The sequence below is a fragment of the Rhizobium indicum genome, from assembly GCF_005862305.2.
Classification (GTDB): domain Bacteria; phylum Pseudomonadota; class Alphaproteobacteria; order Rhizobiales; family Rhizobiaceae; genus Rhizobium; species Rhizobium indicum.
On sequence record NZ_CP054021.1, the window covers coordinates 562,446 to 576,395 of the forward strand.

The window sequence follows — 13,950 nt, forward strand, 5'->3', positions numbered from 1 at the left end:
TCACAATCCCGCGAGGGCCGCTCGGGGACGAAAAATTCTGGTTTGAGCAGAACCGAACGCACCGTACCTTGACGCGACGCATTCAAGTCCATTAACCCGGCGACGGTCTTTTCGATGAAGAGACGACCATATCGCCGATGACGAGGATATCATGGCATTCTTCCCGAAGACCTTCACCGCACTGGCGCTTGCCGCATCGATCGCCCTTCCGCTTCCGGCGGCAGCGCTCGACGACCAGCAGAAGAAGGAGTTCGGCGAATTCATCAAGCAATACCTGATCGAGAACCCCGAGATCATGCTGGAAGTTCAGGATGCGCTGCAGAAGAAGCAGGAGGCCCAGCGGTCGGTTAAGGCCAATATGGCGATCGAAGAGAACGCCACCGACATCTTCGAATCGAAGAACGACGTCACGCTCGGCAATCCCAAGGGCGACGTCACTGTGGTCGAATTCTTCGATTATAATTGCAGCTACTGCCGCCATGCGCTTCCCGACATGCAGGCGATGCTGAAGAAGGACAAAAACGTCCGTTTCGTCCTCAAGGAATTCCCGATCCTCGGGCCGGATTCAGTCGCCGCCCACAAGGTGGCAGACGCCTTCCGCAAGCTCGCACCGGAGAAATATGCCGATTTCCACGTCGCCCTTCTCGGCACCGAAGGCCGCGCCTCCGACGAAACAGCGGTCGCGGTCGCCGCTTCGCTCGGCGTCAGTGAGGACAAGATCCGCGCCGAGATGGCAAAGAGCCCGAATGACGGTATAGTCCAGGCGACCTACCAGCTCGCCTCCAGTCTCGGCATCAGCGGCACGCCCTCCTATGTGATCGGCAGCGAACTGGTGCCCGGCGCCGTCGGGCTCGACGATCTCGAAGCCAAGGTCAAGAACATGCGCAGCTGCGGCAAGACCGCCTGCTGAGCAAACCAGTCGCCAGCCAGCAGCCCATCAAATCGCCAAAATCGAAGTGTTTCAACCATGTGGACAAATGTGGCACGATTGCCGCTGGCCAATCCGTAAGGGCTTTCATTCAGCCTTCGCGGAGTCTATAGGTTGCCGTCGTACATTTTACGGAACATTCGATGACGCAAACGATTTTTGTCCTGAACGGCCCCAACCTGAACATGCTGGGCAAACGAGAGCCCGGCATTTATGGCGGCAAGACGCTCAGGGACATCGAGGTAGATTGCAAGGCTGCAGGCCGCGAACTCGGCCTCGATATCGACTTCCGTCAGAGCAACCACGAAGGCACGCTCGTCGACTGGTTCCATGAGGCCGACGAAAAGGCCGTCGGCGTTGCCATCAATGCAGGCGCCTATACGCATACATCGGTCGCGCTGCATGATGCGATCCGCGCTATCTCCATTCCCGTCGTCGAGCTCCACATATCCAACGTGCATGCACGGGAAGAATTCCGCCACAAGTCGATGATCGCGCCGGCATGCAAAGGCGTGATCTGCGGCTTCGGGCCTCACAGCTACATCCTGGCGCTCCACGCGCTGAAGAACATCACGGCATAAGAATAAGACAGGGCAACACCATGGCTGAAAAGAAATCGGGTATCGACCAGGCACTGATCCGCGATCTCGCCAATATTCTCAACGAAACGGATCTGACGGAGATCGAGGTCGAGCAGGACGACCTGCGTATCCGCGTATCGCGTGCAGGCACGCCGCAATATGTTCAGGCGCCGATTGCGGCACCGGCCTTTGCCGCGCCCGCTGCGGCAGCCGCTGCCGCGCCAGCCGCAGCTCCCAGCCGCAACCCGGCCAATGTCGTCAATGCACCGATGGTGGGCACCGTCTATATGGCGCCGGCGCCGGGCGCGCGTCCCTTCATCGAAGTCGGCGCGACCGTCAAGGAAGGCCAGACGCTGATCATCATCGAAGCGATGAAGACAATGAACCAGATTCCCTCACCGAAGTCAGGCAAGGTGACCGAAATCCTCGTCGATGACGGACATCCCGTCGAATACGGCCAAGCCCTCGTCGTCATCGAATAGGCCGATGCCCATGATTTCGAAAATCCTCATCGCCAATCGCGGGGAAATCGCCCTTCGCGTGCTCCGGGCTTGCAAAGAGCTCGGCATCGCCTGCGTCGCGGTTCATTCCACCGCCGACGCCGATGCCATGCATGTGCGCCTTGCCGACGAAAGTGTCTGCATCGGACCGCCCTCCTCGCGCGAGAGCTATCTCAACATCCACCAGATCGTTGCCGCCTGCGAGATCACCGGCGCCGATGCCGTGCATCCGGGCTACGGCTTTCTGTCGGAGAATGCCAAGTTTGCCGATATCCTCGAAGCCCACGGCATCACCTTCATCGGGCCGACGGCCGACCATATCCGCATCATGGGCGACAAGATCACCGCCAAGACGACGGCGCTGGAACTCGGCATTCCCGTCGTTCCGGGCTCGGACGGCGAAGTGAAGACCGAAGAGGATGCGCTGAAGACGGCCGCCGAAATCGGCTATCCGGTGCTGATCAAGGCAACGGCCGGCGGCGGCGGCCGCGGCATGAAGGTCGCCAAGAGCGAGGCCGACGTGATCGAAGCATGGTCGACGGCACGCACGGAAGCGGCAGCCGCCTTCGGCAACGATGCCGTCTACATGGAAAAATATCTCGGCAAGCCGCGCCATATCGAAATCCAGGTATTCGGCGACGGCGAGGGCAATGCCATCCATCTCGGCGAGCGCGACTGCTCGCTGCAGCGCCGCCATCAGAAGGTCTGGGAAGAGGCGAATTCGCCGGCACTCAACGTTGAGCAGCGCATGAAGATCGGCCAGGTCTGCGCCGACGCCATGAAGAAGCTGAAATATCGCGGCGCCGGCACGATCGAATTCCTTTACGAAAACGGCGAGTTCTATTTCATCGAAATGAACACCCGCCTGCAGGTGGAGCATCCGATCACCGAAGCGATCACCGGCATCGACCTCGTGCATGAGCAGATTCGCGTCGCTTCCGGCGGCGGTCTCTCGGTGACGCAGGACGAAGTGCATTTTTCCGGTCACGCCATCGAGTGCCGTATCAATGCCGAGCACCCGCGCACCTTCGTGCCCTCACCCGGTACGATCACGCATTTCCACGCGCCGGGCGGCCTCGGCGTGCGCATCGATTCCGGTGCCTATCAGGGCTACAAGATCCCGCCCTATTACGACAGCCTCATCGGCAAGCTGATCGTGCACGGCCGTACCCGCGTCGAATGCATGATGCGCCTGCGCCGGGCGCTCGACGAATTCGTCGTCGACGGCATCAATACGACGCTGCCGCTGTTCCAGGATCTCGTCTCCAACCAGGATATCGCCAACGGCGATTACGACATCCATTGGCTGGAAGACTACCTCGCCAACACACCGGCGGCATAGGACAGGAATGGCAGGATCGCGCAGGAAGTCACCAGGCATAACCCCTGACATTCTCCTGCGCGCCTATTCCATCGGCCTCTTCCCGATGGCCGAATCCGCCGACGACCCAGAGATCTTCTGGGTCGAACCGGAACTGCGCGGCGTGCTGCCGTTCGACCATTTCCATGTGTCGAAAAGCCTCGCCAAGACGGTGCGCAAGAAACCCTTCGAGATCCGTTTCGATCACGCTTTCGATCAGGTCATCGCTGCCTGTGCGGAGGAGACATCCGGGCGCCCGAGCACCTGGATTAACAGGACGATCAGATCGCTCTACTCGACGCTCTTCGACATGGGCCATGCCCATACCGTCGAAGCCTGGGAAGGCGATGAGCTGGTCGGCGGCCTCTACGGCGTCTCTCTCGGCTCGGCCTTCTTCGGCGAAAGCATGTTTTCGCGCCGGACGGATGCCTCGAAGATCTGCCTCGTGCATCTGGTCGACCGGCTGCGGGAAAGAGGCTTCACCCTGCTCGACACCCAGTTCACCACCGAGCACCTGAAAACATTCGGAGCGATCGACGTTCCGAAGGCAGATTACGCCGCGATGCTTGCTGCGGCGATGGAATCGCCGCACCTGGCTTTCTGACGATCATTATCCAACGGAGGTTTGATCGAGCGGGACAATCCTCCGAGATGATCCTGCGGATAGCACATGAGGATCAGGCGCAATAGGAGATGCCAGCCTAACGAAGATGCAGCTATCTCACCTTGGCACCGTCAGGAGCCGGGACATCCGAGTTTGCCTTGCAATCCTTCAGCCAGACGTCATAGATCGGGTGCTCGACGGCGTTGAGGCCGGGGCTGGCGGCGAACATCCAGCCGGTGAAGATGCGGCGGATCTTGCGGTCGAGGGTGATCTCGTCGACCTCAACGAAACCGTCGATCTTCTGTGCTTCCGACTGGTCGCGCGAATAACAGGCCTTCGGTGTCACCTGCAGCGCACCGAACTGTACCGTCTCATTGACATAGACGTCGAAGGTCGTGATGCGGCCAGTGATCTTGTCGAGGCCGGAAAAGACGGCAACCGGATTTTCGATGCGTGCGGCATGTGCCGCAACTGGCGGAAGCAGGGCCGAGAGCGCCAGCAGCGATCCGGCGGCACGCAGGACCATGTTCCGCGTGAAGAGCTTCATATGTACCCGTCTCCAGACATTTTCAGTTCACGGCCGCGGTCAAGCGCGGCCAACCTGCGGGTAAAGGTCAATTGTGGCCAAAAGCCGGGTCTTGGGATCGCCCGGTCGAGCCGTCTCAGTTGCCCGGCGTCCAAGCATCGTAATCGCCTGTGACGCGCGGACGTTCGCCCGGAACGGCGATAGAGCCGGGCGGACGATAGGCCTGCGGCGAACCGGTATGGTTGGGCCGGTGTGGCTTCTGCCAATCCTTGGCGACGTAGCTCTCCTTGGACGGGGGAACATCGGTGCGATGATGCATCCAGCCATGCCAACCCGGCGGAATGGCGGAAGCTTCGGCATAACCCTTGTAGATCACCCAGCGCTTCGGCAGACCGTAGGAAGACATGCCGCCTTCGTAGTAGACGTTGCCGAATTCATCCTCGCCGACGCGCTTGCCAAAACGCCAGGTCGCAAAACGCGTGCCCATCGTCTGACCGTTCCACCAGGTAAAGGTCTGAACCAGAAGATTCCACATGTCTTTTCCTTGTGCCCGCCAGATGCGAGCCAAACCAGAATTCGTTTCCTCGCTTATGCCGTCGCCAAGCCGAATTGTCCAGCGATTCCGCGACAGTCACGGGTCATTTCAAAGCCATCTTGAAGCCCAGATGCGAGGGCTTGAAGCCCAGCCTTTCATAGAAACGATGGGCATCCTTGCGTACTGCATTCGAGGTCAACGCTACCCGCCCGATACCGCGGCCTTTTGCCTCGGCAATGGCGAATTCGATCATCAGTCCGCCGACCCCCTGCCCGCGCATATCGGCGCGTGTCTGCACCGCCTCGATAATCATCGCCGAGGAGCCGCGGCCGGTGAGCGACGTCGTCACCATCGTCTGAAACGTACCGACGACCTCGGCGCCACGCTCTGCGACGTAAAGCGTCTGGTCGGGCGAGGCCTCGATGACGGCGAAGGCCCTGAGATAATCGGGAAAGGCTTCAGCTTCCGTGGTATCGCCGTGACCGCCGAGTGCATCGGCGGCAAACATCGCCACGAGTGCCGGCAGGTCGTCCTTGCGAGCTTCACGGATATTCAAATCTTGTGGCATCACACTTTTCTACCTATGTAAAAATCGGACGATGATTGTTGCGGAAGGAAAAAGACGGATGTTCTTGAGCGATATCCGTGAGATCGGATACTCCGCCAGGGATATTCGGCTTAGAATTGCACTATCAACACTGGTGATAATTGTCTTCGGCTTCTGGATTTTCGATAGGACATTGAATTCGTTTTTCCTGTCTCTCCTCTTTGGGCCGCCAATTGCGTACTACCTATTTTGCAATCTTTATGTCCTGATCTTTTCATCCAATAAGATGATCATTGCGATAGGCCCAAATGGCTTCAAAGATCTTCGGCTAATGCAAGAATTAATTCCGTGGCCGGCAGTCGCACGCATCGAGGCCGCGGCACCCACGCTGGCGCAAAGGATTTTGCGAACAATTTTTCTGGTTCTGGGCAACCTGTTGTCCGCATCGCCGGGAACGGACGCAGAAGGCACCGGAGATACAATCGCTGTCTGGTGCCGACCAGACGGCATTCAGGGTCGCAAACCGATGTTCTCATTATTCCGTACCGCACGTGCCACGAATGATCTTCGGCAACTGCGCATCGAAACGAGTGGTCTTACCGTCAGCAAGGAGCGCCTGATGCAACTGCTCCAGACCTACCACACCCACCACAAGGCACTCAACGATACAGGCGTTTAACCCGCCAAGCGCTTCTCCAACACCAACGCCGGAATGCCGGATTGTCCGGCCCCGTCATTCTCGTTGCGACCGATCTCGGTGAAGCCATGCGTGCGATAGAAGGCGATCGCCGCGGCATTCTGCGGTTCGACTTCGAGGCGCATGATCTCCGCATCGGGAAAGCAGGTTTCGAGCTCGGCGAAGATATCGCGGCCGATACCCTGGCGCTGCAGCGCCGGCCGGACATAGAGGAGATGCAGCATGACCGTCTTCGTCAATTGCTGCGACATTGCCGCATAACCCATGCCGCCGATATTGCTGCCGTCATCGGCAACGAGGAATTCGGCATCCTTTCGCACCAGCCGCGTCTTCAGCGCCGCCGGCGAAAAGAGATGGACGATCAGATCCTCCACCTTGGCTCTGCCATGCAGGCCGTCATAGGTGGCATGAAAGCTCTCCACCAAGAGGGCGCGCACCTTCTCCAGGTCGCGCTCGCCGGCGGTGCGGACGAAATACACCGCTTACTCCTCGATGCCGAGTTTCGCCTTGACGAGGGCCTGGACAGCCTGCGGATTGGCCTTGCCGCCGGTCGCCTTCATCACCTGGCCAACGAACCATGCGGCCATGGTCGGCTTCGCCTTGACCTTTTCCACCTGATCGGGATTGGCGGCGATGATCTCGTCCACGGCCTTTTCGATCGCGCCGGTATCCGTCACCTGCTTCATGCCGCGCGCCTCGACGATCTCGGCGGGATCGCCGCCCTCGTTGAGCACGATCTCGAAGAGATCCTTGGCGATCTTGCCGGATATGGTTCCCGCCTTGATGAGATCGATGATGGCGCCGAGCTGGGCCGGCGAAACCGGCGTCTGCTCGATGTCCTTGCCTGTGCGGTTCAGTGCGCCAAGCAGATCGTTGATCACCCAGTTGGCGGCCGTCTTGCCGTCACGGCCTGCGGCGACGGCTTCGAAATAATCGGCGATTGCTTTTTCGGAAACGAGCACCGAGGCGTCGTAGATCGACAGGCCGAGCTCGCGCACGAAGCGCTCCTTCTTGTCGTCGGGCAATTCCGGCAGATCGGCTTCGAGCGCCTTGATGAAGGCATCGTCGAATTCGAGCGGCAGCAGGTCCGGATCGGGGAAATAACGATAGTCGTGCGCATCCTCCTTGGAGCGCATCGAGCGCGTCTCGCCCTTGTTCGGGTCGAAGAGGCGGGTCTCCTGATCGATCTTGCCACCGTCCTCCAGAATGCCGATCTGGCGACGGGCTTCATATTCGATCGCCTGGCCGATGAAACGGATGGAGTTGACGTTCTTGATTTCGCAGCGCGTGCCGAAATCCTCGCCCGGACGGCGGACGGAGACGTTGACGTCGGCGCGCATCGAGCCCTCGTCCATGTTGCCGTCGCAGGTGCCGAGATAACGCACGATCGAGCGCAGCTTGGTCATATAGGCCTTGGCCTCGTCGGACGAGCGCATGTCGGGCTTGGAGACGATCTCCATCAGGGCAACGCCGGAACGGTTGAGATCGACATAGGACATGGTCGCGTGCTGGTCATGCATCGACTTGCCGGCATCCTGTTCCAGATGCAGGCGCTCGATGCCGATCTCGATATCCTCGAACTGGCCCTGGCGGTCCGGCCCGAGTGAAATGACGATCTTGCCCTCGCCGACGATCGGATCCTTGAACTGCGAGATCTGATAGCCCTGCGGCAGGTCGGGATAGAAATAGTTCTTGCGATCAAACAGGGAGCGCTTGTTGATTTGGGCTTTCAGGCCGAGGCCGGTGCGAACGGCCTGCCTGACACATTCCTCGTTGATGACGGGCAGCATGCCGGGCATGGCGGCGTCGACCATCGAGACATTCGAATTCTGCGGCTTGCCGAATTCCGTCGAGGCGCCGGAGAAGAGCTTCGAATTGGACAGGACCTGGGCATGGACTTCCATGCCGACGATGACTTCCCAGTCGCCGGTGGCGCCGGGGATGAAGCGTTTCGGATCAGGCGTGCGGACGTCGACAAGGGTCATCTGATGCTCTTTGCAGGCTGTTCTTTTCCACTGGTGAGGTAAAGGAAATGGCGTGCCGGTGCAAGGCTTTCGCCATGGCGCGCATCGCGGTTTTGCCGTCCATTAACGGAGCCGCGGTAGGGTTCCCCTATGACGATGATCGATATTATCAAATGGGCCTTGCTGTTTCTGGCGCTGAACCTCTTGGTGTTCTCGATCTATTTCTTCGACAAGCAGGCGGCGCGCCACGGCAGGCGGCGCATCAGTGAGCGCACGCTTCTCATGCTGGCGCTGATCGGCGGCAGCCTTGGCGCGGTGGCGGCACAGCAGCTGTTGCGGCACAAGACGAGAAAGGAGCCGTTCCGGTCAATCCTGGCGGCGATCCTGATCCTGCATGGCGCACTGATTGCTATCCTGGCCTTCGTGCCGCAATGGAGCCTTCTGCTTCCTCAGGACTTTTGAAGCGTCAGAATTCCTGCCCATATCCACCTTGGCCGTCCGAAACGAGCTGTTTCGTCAGTCCGACGGAGGGTACGTCGCGATCAAGCTTCGGATTGTAGGCGACGGAGAGCCAGTGGATGCTATAGCCGTGCTTCTGAAAAAAGCCGATCGCCTCGCTGTTGCCGGAATGGGTCTGCATCCCCGCCTTCTCGAAGCCCTGATCGGCGATCTCCTTTTCGATGCGGACGAGAAGGGCCGAACCGAGGCCCTGGCGGTTGAAGGCGGGATCGATCCAGAAATCCGAGATGGTTTCGTCCAATCCCTCGCGCGCTGCCCAGCCTGCGACCTGGCCGTTCTGCTCGACGACGGTGATGGTCAGCCAGTCGTTTTCCACGAAGTTCCGGAAGGCGTTGCGCGCTGCATCGATCATCGCGTCCGATTCGCCGATCGACGCCATCGCCTTTTGCCAGGCTCTCAGCCCGATCTCGCTCAATAGCTCCGCTTCACCGTCGCGGGCATTGCGAATGTGGATCAACGACACCTCCGCGTTACCCCTCAACTAGACCATTGAGTCGCGGATTTTACCAGTAGCTCCAACGGGATGATCGACCGAAACCGCGGTTTTCGACTGGTTTTGCTCGGCAAACACGCTCTTGACCGAATTTCCCGGGCTGAATAATAGGTCTTATCGAGGTGTTTTATGTTGAGCCTGCCTGAGACCCGGTAAAGGCCCTGCCCGCAAGTTCGCTTGCGCGCATGGGCCCGAAAAAAACGAAGCCCTGACGTTCGAATGAGCGCCAGATCGTTTTTGTGCGCCCTACCGGGCGCGATACCGGATCTCAACACATGGACATTTCTCGCACGGAGCAGCGCATCCTGCATCTCATGGCCCAAGGCGCCCGCATTGAAATTACCCGCGACGACGACAGGAAAATCGAGGCGGTCAGTTGCGTCACTCGCGACGGCTGGCTCTATCCCGGCGTCGACCTCGATCTCTTCCGCAGGCTGAAGCGTCTGAAGGCAATCAAGTCCTCAGGCGGCCACCCCTACCGGATCACCGAAAGAGGGCTGAGGTTGGTCAGGTCGCAGCTGAACAACAGGTAATAGCGGCATCCCCGATCGCGTCTCGAACGGGCGCGATCGGGGGTATCGCCTCAAGCCTTTGCAGAGAGTTCCGCCCGCATCGCCGACCACTCGTCAGCTATCGTGCCCGTGCCGCGCGCCTTGCCGGCGCGGCGATACCAGTAATCGGCGTTCCAGTCATCGCCCTCGATGCGATGGCAAAGCGCGTGGCCCCAGTCGAACGGTTGTTCGCCTTCGTGGCGCTGGCAGATGTCGTGGACCGCCTGCCAATCCGCGCCCATGGTGAAACCGCCGGCAGCGAGGCGATCAACTGCCTCGATCAATTGCGCAAGATCATTGCTGGCCATAAAACCTTCTCCTGGTTCCGGCTATCAATCAGTCAAGCATGCGGCAAAGCCGACGGCGCCGACCGCTTCGTGGTCGGCAGCCGCTATCTTTCGGATCGTTAGGTCCATTACCACCACTTGGCCGGCGTAAACCGGCCGGCTGCCCGCTCGATGACGTGGGCGGTCTTGAAGAGGGTTTCTTCATCGAAGGGCTTGCCGATCAGCTGCAGGCCGAGCGGCAGGCCCTTATGGTCGAGGCCGGCCGGCACGGCGATGCCGGGCAGGCCCGCCATGTTGACCGTCACCGTGAAGATGTCGTTCAGATACATTTTCACCGGATCGGCGGCGAGGTTCTCATCGGCAACGCCAAAAGCAGACGACGGCGTTGCCGGCGTCAGGATGGCATCGACGCCGGCGTCGAATGCGAGTTCGAAATCGCGCTTGATCAGCGTGCGCACCTTCTGGGCGCGGATGTAATAGGCATCATAATAACCGGCCGACAGCACATAGGTGCCGATCATGATGCGGCGCTTGACTTCCTTGCCGAAGCCCGCGGCACGCGTCTTCTCATACATGTCGACGATATCCTTGCCGTCGACGCGCAGGCCGTAGCGCACGCCGTCGTAACGCGCGAGGTTCGAGGATGCCTCGGCGGGAGCGACGATGTAATAGGCCGGAAGGGCGTATTTGGTGTGCGGCAGCGAGATGTCGACGATCTCGGCGCCGGCATCCTTCAGCCAGGCGATGCCCTGGCGCCAGAGCGTCTCGATCTCATCCGGCATGCCATCGACACGGTATTCGTTCGGAATGCCGATCTTCATGCCCTTCAGCGATTGGCCGAGAGCTGCTTCGTAATCCGGCACCGGCAGATCTACCGATGTCGTGTCCTTTGCGTCGACGCTTGCCATCGACTTCAAAAGAATCGCGGCATCGCGTACGTCGCGGGCGATCGGGCCTGCCTGGTCGAGCGAAGAGGCGAAGGCGACGGTGCCCCAGCGCGAGCAGCGGCCATAGGTCGGCTTGATGCCGACGGTGCCGGTGAAGGCGGCCGGCTGGCGGATCGAGCCGCCGGTATCGGTCGCGGTTGCGCCGGCGCAAAGATGCGCGGCGACGGCTGAAGCCGAGCCACCCGACGAGCCGCCGGGCACGAGCTGCTGGTTGGAGCCCGCGGCACGCCAGGGATTGATCACCGCGCCGTAATGCGAGGTCTCGTTGGAGGAGCCCATGGCGAACTCGTCCATGTTCAGCTTGCCGAGCATGACGGCGCCGTCATCCCAGAGGTTCTGCGTCACGGTCGATTCATAACGCGGCTCGAAACCATCGAGAATGTGGCTGCAGGCCTGGGTGTGAACGCCGACGGTGGCAAAGAGATCCTTGATGCCGAGCGGAATGCCTTCGAGTTCGCCTGCCTTGCCGGCGGCGATGCGCTCGTCGGAGTTCTTCGCCATGACGCGGGCGAGATCCGGCGTGACCTTGATATAGGCGTTAAGCCGGCCATTGGCCGCATCGATCGCCGAGATATAGGCTTCGGTCAGTTCGATCGCGGTGATTTCCTTGGCGCGCAGCTTCTGGCGGGCTTCGGCAATGGTCAGGCTGGTAAGTTCGCTCATCGTGTTTTCGCTTCAGATCTGGAATGGCAACAGGGTCGGAAAGAGGCTTCGAAGCCTTATTCAACGACTTTCGGCACCAGGAAAAAATTGTGGTCGGTGACGGGCGCATTGGCGACGATATCGGCTGCCTTGCTGCCGTCGGTCACCTCATCGGTCCGCTTCTTCATCGCCGTCGGGGTCACCGACGTCATCGCCTCGACGCCGTCGACATTCACTTCGGAGAGTTGCTCGACGAAGCCAAGGATGCCGTTCAGCTCGCCGACCATGCGATTTGCCTCGTCCTCGGAGACGGCAATACGGGCAAGGCGGGCGACGCGCTTCACGGTGGCAAGATCGACGGACATGGCATTCTCCGGATAGGATTTTTCCTACCCGCTATAAAGGCCATGTCCGCCGTGTGCAACGGGATTTCGTCAGATCGACAGGCTCTCGGAAGGCCTGATCGCCTTCACATCCGTCTTCGATCCGTCCATGCCGGCAACGAATTTTTCAGCCGTCTGGTCGATGATCGGAAAGGTGCCGTAGTGGCAGGGGATCGCGGTCTTGAAGTTGAAATAGCGCCGGCAGGCAAGTGCTGCCACAGCGCCGCCCATGGTGAAGCGGTCGCCAACCGGCACGAAGCCGATATCAGGCTGGTGCAATTCGTTGATCAGCGCCATGTCGGAGAAGATGTCGGTATCGCCCATGGCAAGGATCGAGGCTTCGTCGTCGAAATGCAGCATCAGGCCGTTGGCGTTGCCGAGCGCATGCGAGACGCCGTCCTCGGTGATCTGGGCGGAGGAGTGCAGCGCATTGGTGAAAGTTGCCGAGAAGCTGCCGAGCGCGATCGTGCCGCCGGTATTGCCCATCTCGATCTTGTCGACGCCCTTGGAGCCGAGCCAGGCGGCGAGATCGGCATTGGCGAGAACCACGGCACCGGTTTCCTTGGCGAGTGCCACGGTATCGCCGACATGATCGCCATGGCCATGCGTCAACAGGATGTGGGTGATGCCGGCGGACACATCCTTGATATCCTGGCCGGAAAAGGAGGCGTTATAGCTGAGGAATGGATCGAGCAGGATCTTCGCCTTTGATGTCTCGATGCGGAAGGCGGAATGGCCGAGCCAGGTGATCTTCATGAAATGTCTCCTTTATTACGTGATGCAAAGCCAGTTTCGATGCCACATCAAAGAATGAGAGCATGATGTCGTCCGAAAACCGCTCACACTTTTCGGCGTCATGCCCTAAGGACATATCTTATGCGGCCGCAAAGAAAAGCGGCGGCGACTTCAATTTGTTTTGACGGGATGAAACGGCGATGACGGTGCTGACAATCGAGGAAATGGCCGAGACGCTTGCCCCGCGACAGGCGATTGCCGGCCTCGATCTCGGCACCAAAACAATCGGGCTTTCGATGTCCGATCTCGGGCGGCGTTTCGCCACGCCGCGCACGGTGATCCGCCGCGTCAAGTTCACCATCGATGCCCAGGCGCTGCTGGATTTCGCGACGGCGGAAAAGGTCGCAGGCTTCATCATCGGCCTGCCGATGAACATGGATGGATCGGCGGGTCCGCGCGTGCAGGCAACGCGCGCCTTCGTGCGCAACATGGAGCAGAAGACGGCGCTGCCCTTTGTCTATTGGGATGAGCGGCTTTCGACGGTTGCGGCCGAACGGACGTTGCTCGAAATGGACGTCTCGCGCGCCAAGCGGGCCGAACGGATCGATTCGGCCGCGGCAAGCTTCATCCTTCAGGGCGCGCTCGACAGGCTTTCCTTGCTGGCAAGGTCTGATGGAGACGAATTCAGCGCCTGACGCGCCCTCCACCAGCCGATGATCGACTTGCGCTTCCGGAAGGCCAGGATGGCGAAGACGACGAGGCTGTCGACTGCGATCGCGCGCGCAACGAGCGGCGGGATGGTCTCCGGTGGAATGCCGAGCGCCTTGCCGTAAAGCTCGAAGGTCAGGTCATGGACCTGCCGGCTCAGCATGAAGATGCCGAAACTCATGTCGTAATAGGAGAGCCAGTACCATCCGCCCAGAAAGACGATGGGGCCGGCCCAGAAGATCAGAAACCACTTCATGCGGCCTCTCCTCCATGCTTGCGCGCGACGGGCAGATCGAGGGAGACCAACCAGGTCGACGATGCCATGATGCAAAGCACCAGCGTCGGAATTGCGATATCCACCGCCAGGACTGCGAAAAACATCATCGCCGTCACCAGAAACGCGGCTTTAGCGATCTTGGTTCCCATGGGCGTCAACTCGGGCT

General features: G+C 60.0%; 21 protein-coding genes. 9 read left to right on the forward strand and 12 right to left on the reverse strand.

Translation table 11 applies throughout. The features are described from left to right. Nucleotides 1-151: 151 nt before the first annotated feature. From FFM53_RS02715 to aat, 5 genes are all read left to right on the forward strand, one after another. Nucleotides 152-910: a DsbA family protein gene (locus FFM53_RS02715; protein WP_025394372.1), complete on the forward strand. Its 759-nt coding sequence runs from the start codon at nt 152-154 to the stop codon at nt 908-910. Nucleotides 911-1,071: 161 nt separating this feature from the next. Then, nucleotides 1,072-1,509 (forward strand): type II 3-dehydroquinate dehydratase, encoded by a 438-nt coding sequence (gene aroQ / locus FFM53_RS02720; protein WP_138391093.1) that lies wholly within the window; start codon nt 1,072-1,074, stop codon nt 1,507-1,509. A gap of 20 nt (nt 1,510-1,529) precedes the next feature. After that, a complete protein-coding gene (gene accB / locus FFM53_RS02725; RefSeq protein WP_003558968.1) occupies nt 1,530-1,991 on the forward strand; it encodes an acetyl-CoA carboxylase biotin carboxyl carrier protein in 462 nt (153 codons plus the stop codon). A gap of 4 nt (nt 1,992-1,995) precedes the next feature. After that, nucleotides 1,996-3,351: an acetyl-CoA carboxylase biotin carboxylase subunit gene (gene accC, locus FFM53_RS02730; protein ID WP_173883529.1), complete on the forward strand. Its 1,356-nt coding sequence runs from the start codon at nt 1,996-1,998 to the stop codon at nt 3,349-3,351. A 7-nt stretch (nt 3,352-3,358) separates the two neighbouring features. Beyond that, nucleotides 3,359-3,973: a leucyl/phenylalanyl-tRNA--protein transferase gene (aat, locus tag FFM53_RS02735; RefSeq protein ID WP_138391094.1), complete on the forward strand. Its 615-nt coding sequence runs from the start codon at nt 3,359-3,361 to the stop codon at nt 3,971-3,973. Nucleotides 3,974-4,085: 112 nt separating this feature from the next. On the opposite strand, the gene FFM53_RS02740 is transcribed toward aat, so the two are convergent. From FFM53_RS02740 to FFM53_RS02750, 3 genes are all read right to left on the reverse strand, one after another. Next, nucleotides 4,086-4,520, reverse strand: a complete 435-nt coding sequence (locus tag FFM53_RS02740) for a DUF2155 domain-containing protein (protein ID WP_138391095.1) — start codon at nt 4,518-4,520, stop codon at nt 4,086-4,088. A 115-nt stretch (nt 4,521-4,635) separates the two neighbouring features. Then, entirely contained in the window at nt 4,636-5,034 is a 399-nt protein-coding gene (locus FFM53_RS02745; RefSeq protein ID WP_003558960.1) for an NADH:ubiquinone oxidoreductase subunit NDUFA12, read from the reverse strand. 103 nt (nt 5,035-5,137) lie between these two features. Further along, on the reverse strand, nt 5,138-5,602 hold the full coding sequence (locus tag FFM53_RS02750; protein ID WP_138391096.1) for a GNAT family N-acetyltransferase: 465 nt from the start codon (nt 5,600-5,602) through the stop codon (nt 5,138-5,140). A gap of 58 nt (nt 5,603-5,660) precedes the next feature. Between FFM53_RS02750 and FFM53_RS02755 the strand changes: the two genes are divergently transcribed. After that, nucleotides 5,661-6,260 carry a hypothetical protein gene (locus FFM53_RS02755; protein WP_138391097.1) on the forward strand — a complete coding sequence of 200 codons (600 nt, stop codon included), beginning with the start codon at nt 5,661-5,663 and terminating at the stop codon, nt 6,258-6,260. Here the strand turns inward: FFM53_RS02755 and FFM53_RS02760 are convergent. Together FFM53_RS02760 and gatB are read right to left on the reverse strand one after the other, a co-directional pair. After that, nucleotides 6,257-6,757, reverse strand: a complete 501-nt coding sequence (locus tag FFM53_RS02760; RefSeq protein WP_138391098.1) for a GNAT family N-acetyltransferase — start codon at nt 6,755-6,757, stop codon at nt 6,257-6,259. The genes FFM53_RS02755 and FFM53_RS02760 overlap by 4 nt on opposite strands. Nucleotides 6,758-6,760: 3 nt before the next feature. Then, on the reverse strand, nt 6,761-8,263 hold the full coding sequence (gatB, locus tag FFM53_RS02765; protein WP_138329773.1) for an Asp-tRNA(Asn)/Glu-tRNA(Gln) amidotransferase subunit GatB: 1,503 nt from the start codon (nt 8,261-8,263) through the stop codon (nt 6,761-6,763). Between the two features lie 129 nt (nt 8,264-8,392). Here gatB and FFM53_RS02770 point away from each other — a divergent pair, with 129 nt between their 5' ends. After that, on the forward strand, nt 8,393-8,704 hold the full coding sequence (locus FFM53_RS02770; RefSeq protein ID WP_138391099.1) for a DUF1294 domain-containing protein: 312 nt from the start codon (nt 8,393-8,395) through the stop codon (nt 8,702-8,704). A 4-nt stretch (nt 8,705-8,708) separates the two neighbouring features. On the opposite strand, the gene FFM53_RS02775 is transcribed toward FFM53_RS02770, so the two are convergent. After that, a complete protein-coding gene (locus FFM53_RS02775; protein WP_138391100.1) occupies nt 8,709-9,218 on the reverse strand; it encodes a GNAT family N-acetyltransferase in 510 nt (169 codons plus the stop codon). Between the two features lie 311 nt (nt 9,219-9,529). Between FFM53_RS02775 and FFM53_RS02780 the strand changes: the two genes are divergently transcribed. After that, nucleotides 9,530-9,787 (forward strand): YjhX family toxin, encoded by a 258-nt coding sequence (locus FFM53_RS02780; protein ID WP_138329779.1) that lies wholly within the window; start codon nt 9,530-9,532, stop codon nt 9,785-9,787. 50 nt (nt 9,788-9,837) lie between these two features. On the opposite strand, the gene FFM53_RS02785 is transcribed toward FFM53_RS02780, so the two are convergent. The 4 genes from FFM53_RS02785 to FFM53_RS02800 form a co-directional block, all read right to left on the reverse strand. Beyond that, the gene (locus tag FFM53_RS02785) at nt 9,838-10,113 is read right to left on the reverse strand and encodes a hypothetical protein (protein WP_138391101.1); all 276 of its coding nucleotides are present in this window, start codon (nt 10,111-10,113) and stop codon (nt 9,838-9,840) included. Between the two features lie 107 nt (nt 10,114-10,220). Beyond that, nucleotides 10,221-11,702: an Asp-tRNA(Asn)/Glu-tRNA(Gln) amidotransferase subunit GatA gene (gene gatA / locus FFM53_RS02790; RefSeq protein ID WP_138329783.1), complete on the reverse strand. Its 1,482-nt coding sequence runs from the start codon at nt 11,700-11,702 to the stop codon at nt 10,221-10,223. 56 nt (nt 11,703-11,758) lie between these two features. Next, on the reverse strand, nt 11,759-12,046 hold the full coding sequence (gene gatC, locus FFM53_RS02795) for an Asp-tRNA(Asn)/Glu-tRNA(Gln) amidotransferase subunit GatC (protein WP_003539052.1): 288 nt from the start codon (nt 12,044-12,046) through the stop codon (nt 11,759-11,761). A 69-nt stretch (nt 12,047-12,115) separates the two neighbouring features. Further along, a complete protein-coding gene (locus FFM53_RS02800) occupies nt 12,116-12,820 on the reverse strand; it encodes a metal-dependent hydrolase (protein ID WP_011651680.1) in 705 nt (234 codons plus the stop codon). A 179-nt stretch (nt 12,821-12,999) separates the two neighbouring features. Between FFM53_RS02800 and ruvX the strand changes: the two genes are divergently transcribed. Then, nucleotides 13,000-13,494, forward strand: coding sequence for a Holliday junction resolvase RuvX (gene ruvX, locus FFM53_RS02805; protein WP_064654283.1), 495 nt, complete (start codon nt 13,000-13,002; stop codon nt 13,492-13,494). Here ruvX and FFM53_RS02810 read toward each other — a convergent pair. After that, the gene (locus FFM53_RS02810) at nt 13,431-13,763 is read right to left on the reverse strand and encodes a DUF6105 family protein (RefSeq protein ID WP_138391103.1); all 333 of its coding nucleotides are present in this window, start codon (nt 13,761-13,763) and stop codon (nt 13,431-13,433) included. The two genes, ruvX and FFM53_RS02810, sit on opposite strands and share 64 nt — an antisense overlap. Then, the gene (locus FFM53_RS02815) at nt 13,760-13,933 is read right to left on the reverse strand and encodes a hypothetical protein (protein WP_171598891.1); all 174 of its coding nucleotides are present in this window, start codon (nt 13,931-13,933) and stop codon (nt 13,760-13,762) included. Before FFM53_RS02815 ends, FFM53_RS02810 begins: the two co-directional genes overlap by 4 nt. Nucleotides 13,934-13,950: the final 17 nt, after the last annotated feature.

What these genes read in the sequence shown, in the direction of transcription:
- FFM53_RS02715 (WP_025394372.1), top strand. Translation starts at nt 152, where the DNA reads ATGGCATTCTTCCCGAAGACCTTCACCGCACTGGCGCTTGCCGCATCG.
- aroQ (WP_138391093.1), top strand. Translation starts at nt 1,072, where the DNA reads ATGACGCAAACGATTTTTGTCCTGAACGGCCCCAACCTGAACATGCTG.
- accB (WP_003558968.1), top strand. Translation starts at nt 1,530, where the DNA reads ATGGCTGAAAAGAAATCGGGTATCGACCAGGCACTGATCCGCGATCTC.
- accC (WP_173883529.1), top strand. Translation starts at nt 1,996, where the DNA reads ATGCCCATGATTTCGAAAATCCTCATCGCCAATCGCGGGGAAATCGCC.
- aat (WP_138391094.1), top strand. Translation starts at nt 3,359, where the DNA reads ATGGCAGGATCGCGCAGGAAGTCACCAGGCATAACCCCTGACATTCTC.
- FFM53_RS02740 (WP_138391095.1), bottom strand. Translation starts at nt 4,520, where the DNA reads ATGAAGCTCTTCACGCGGAACATGGTCCTGCGTGCCGCCGGATCGCTG.
- FFM53_RS02745 (WP_003558960.1), bottom strand. Translation starts at nt 5,034, where the DNA reads ATGTGGAATCTTCTGGTTCAGACCTTTACCTGGTGGAACGGTCAGACG.
- FFM53_RS02750 (WP_138391096.1), bottom strand. Translation starts at nt 5,602, where the DNA reads ATGCCACAAGATTTGAATATCCGTGAAGCTCGCAAGGACGACCTGCCG.
- FFM53_RS02755 (WP_138391097.1), top strand. Translation starts at nt 5,661, where the DNA reads ATGTTCTTGAGCGATATCCGTGAGATCGGATACTCCGCCAGGGATATT.
- gatB (WP_138329773.1), bottom strand. Translation starts at nt 8,263, where the DNA reads ATGACCCTTGTCGACGTCCGCACGCCTGATCCGAAACGCTTCATCCCC.
- FFM53_RS02770 (WP_138391099.1), top strand. Translation starts at nt 8,393, where the DNA reads ATGACGATGATCGATATTATCAAATGGGCCTTGCTGTTTCTGGCGCTG.
- FFM53_RS02780 (WP_138329779.1), top strand. Translation starts at nt 9,530, where the DNA reads ATGGACATTTCTCGCACGGAGCAGCGCATCCTGCATCTCATGGCCCAA.
- FFM53_RS02785 (WP_138391101.1), bottom strand. Translation starts at nt 10,113, where the DNA reads ATGGCCAGCAATGATCTTGCGCAATTGATCGAGGCAGTTGATCGCCTC.
- gatA (WP_138329783.1), bottom strand. Translation starts at nt 11,702, where the DNA reads ATGAGCGAACTTACCAGCCTGACCATTGCCGAAGCCCGCCAGAAGCTG.
- gatC (WP_003539052.1), bottom strand. Translation starts at nt 12,046, where the DNA reads ATGTCCGTCGATCTTGCCACCGTGAAGCGCGTCGCCCGCCTTGCCCGT.
- FFM53_RS02800 (WP_011651680.1), bottom strand. Translation starts at nt 12,820, where the DNA reads ATGAAGATCACCTGGCTCGGCCATTCCGCCTTCCGCATCGAGACATCA.
- ruvX (WP_064654283.1), top strand. Translation starts at nt 13,000, where the DNA reads ATGACGGTGCTGACAATCGAGGAAATGGCCGAGACGCTTGCCCCGCGA.
- FFM53_RS02810 (WP_138391103.1), bottom strand. Translation starts at nt 13,763, where the DNA reads ATGAAGTGGTTTCTGATCTTCTGGGCCGGCCCCATCGTCTTTCTGGGC.
- FFM53_RS02815 (WP_171598891.1), bottom strand. Translation starts at nt 13,933, where the DNA reads ATGGGAACCAAGATCGCTAAAGCCGCGTTTCTGGTGACGGCGATGATG.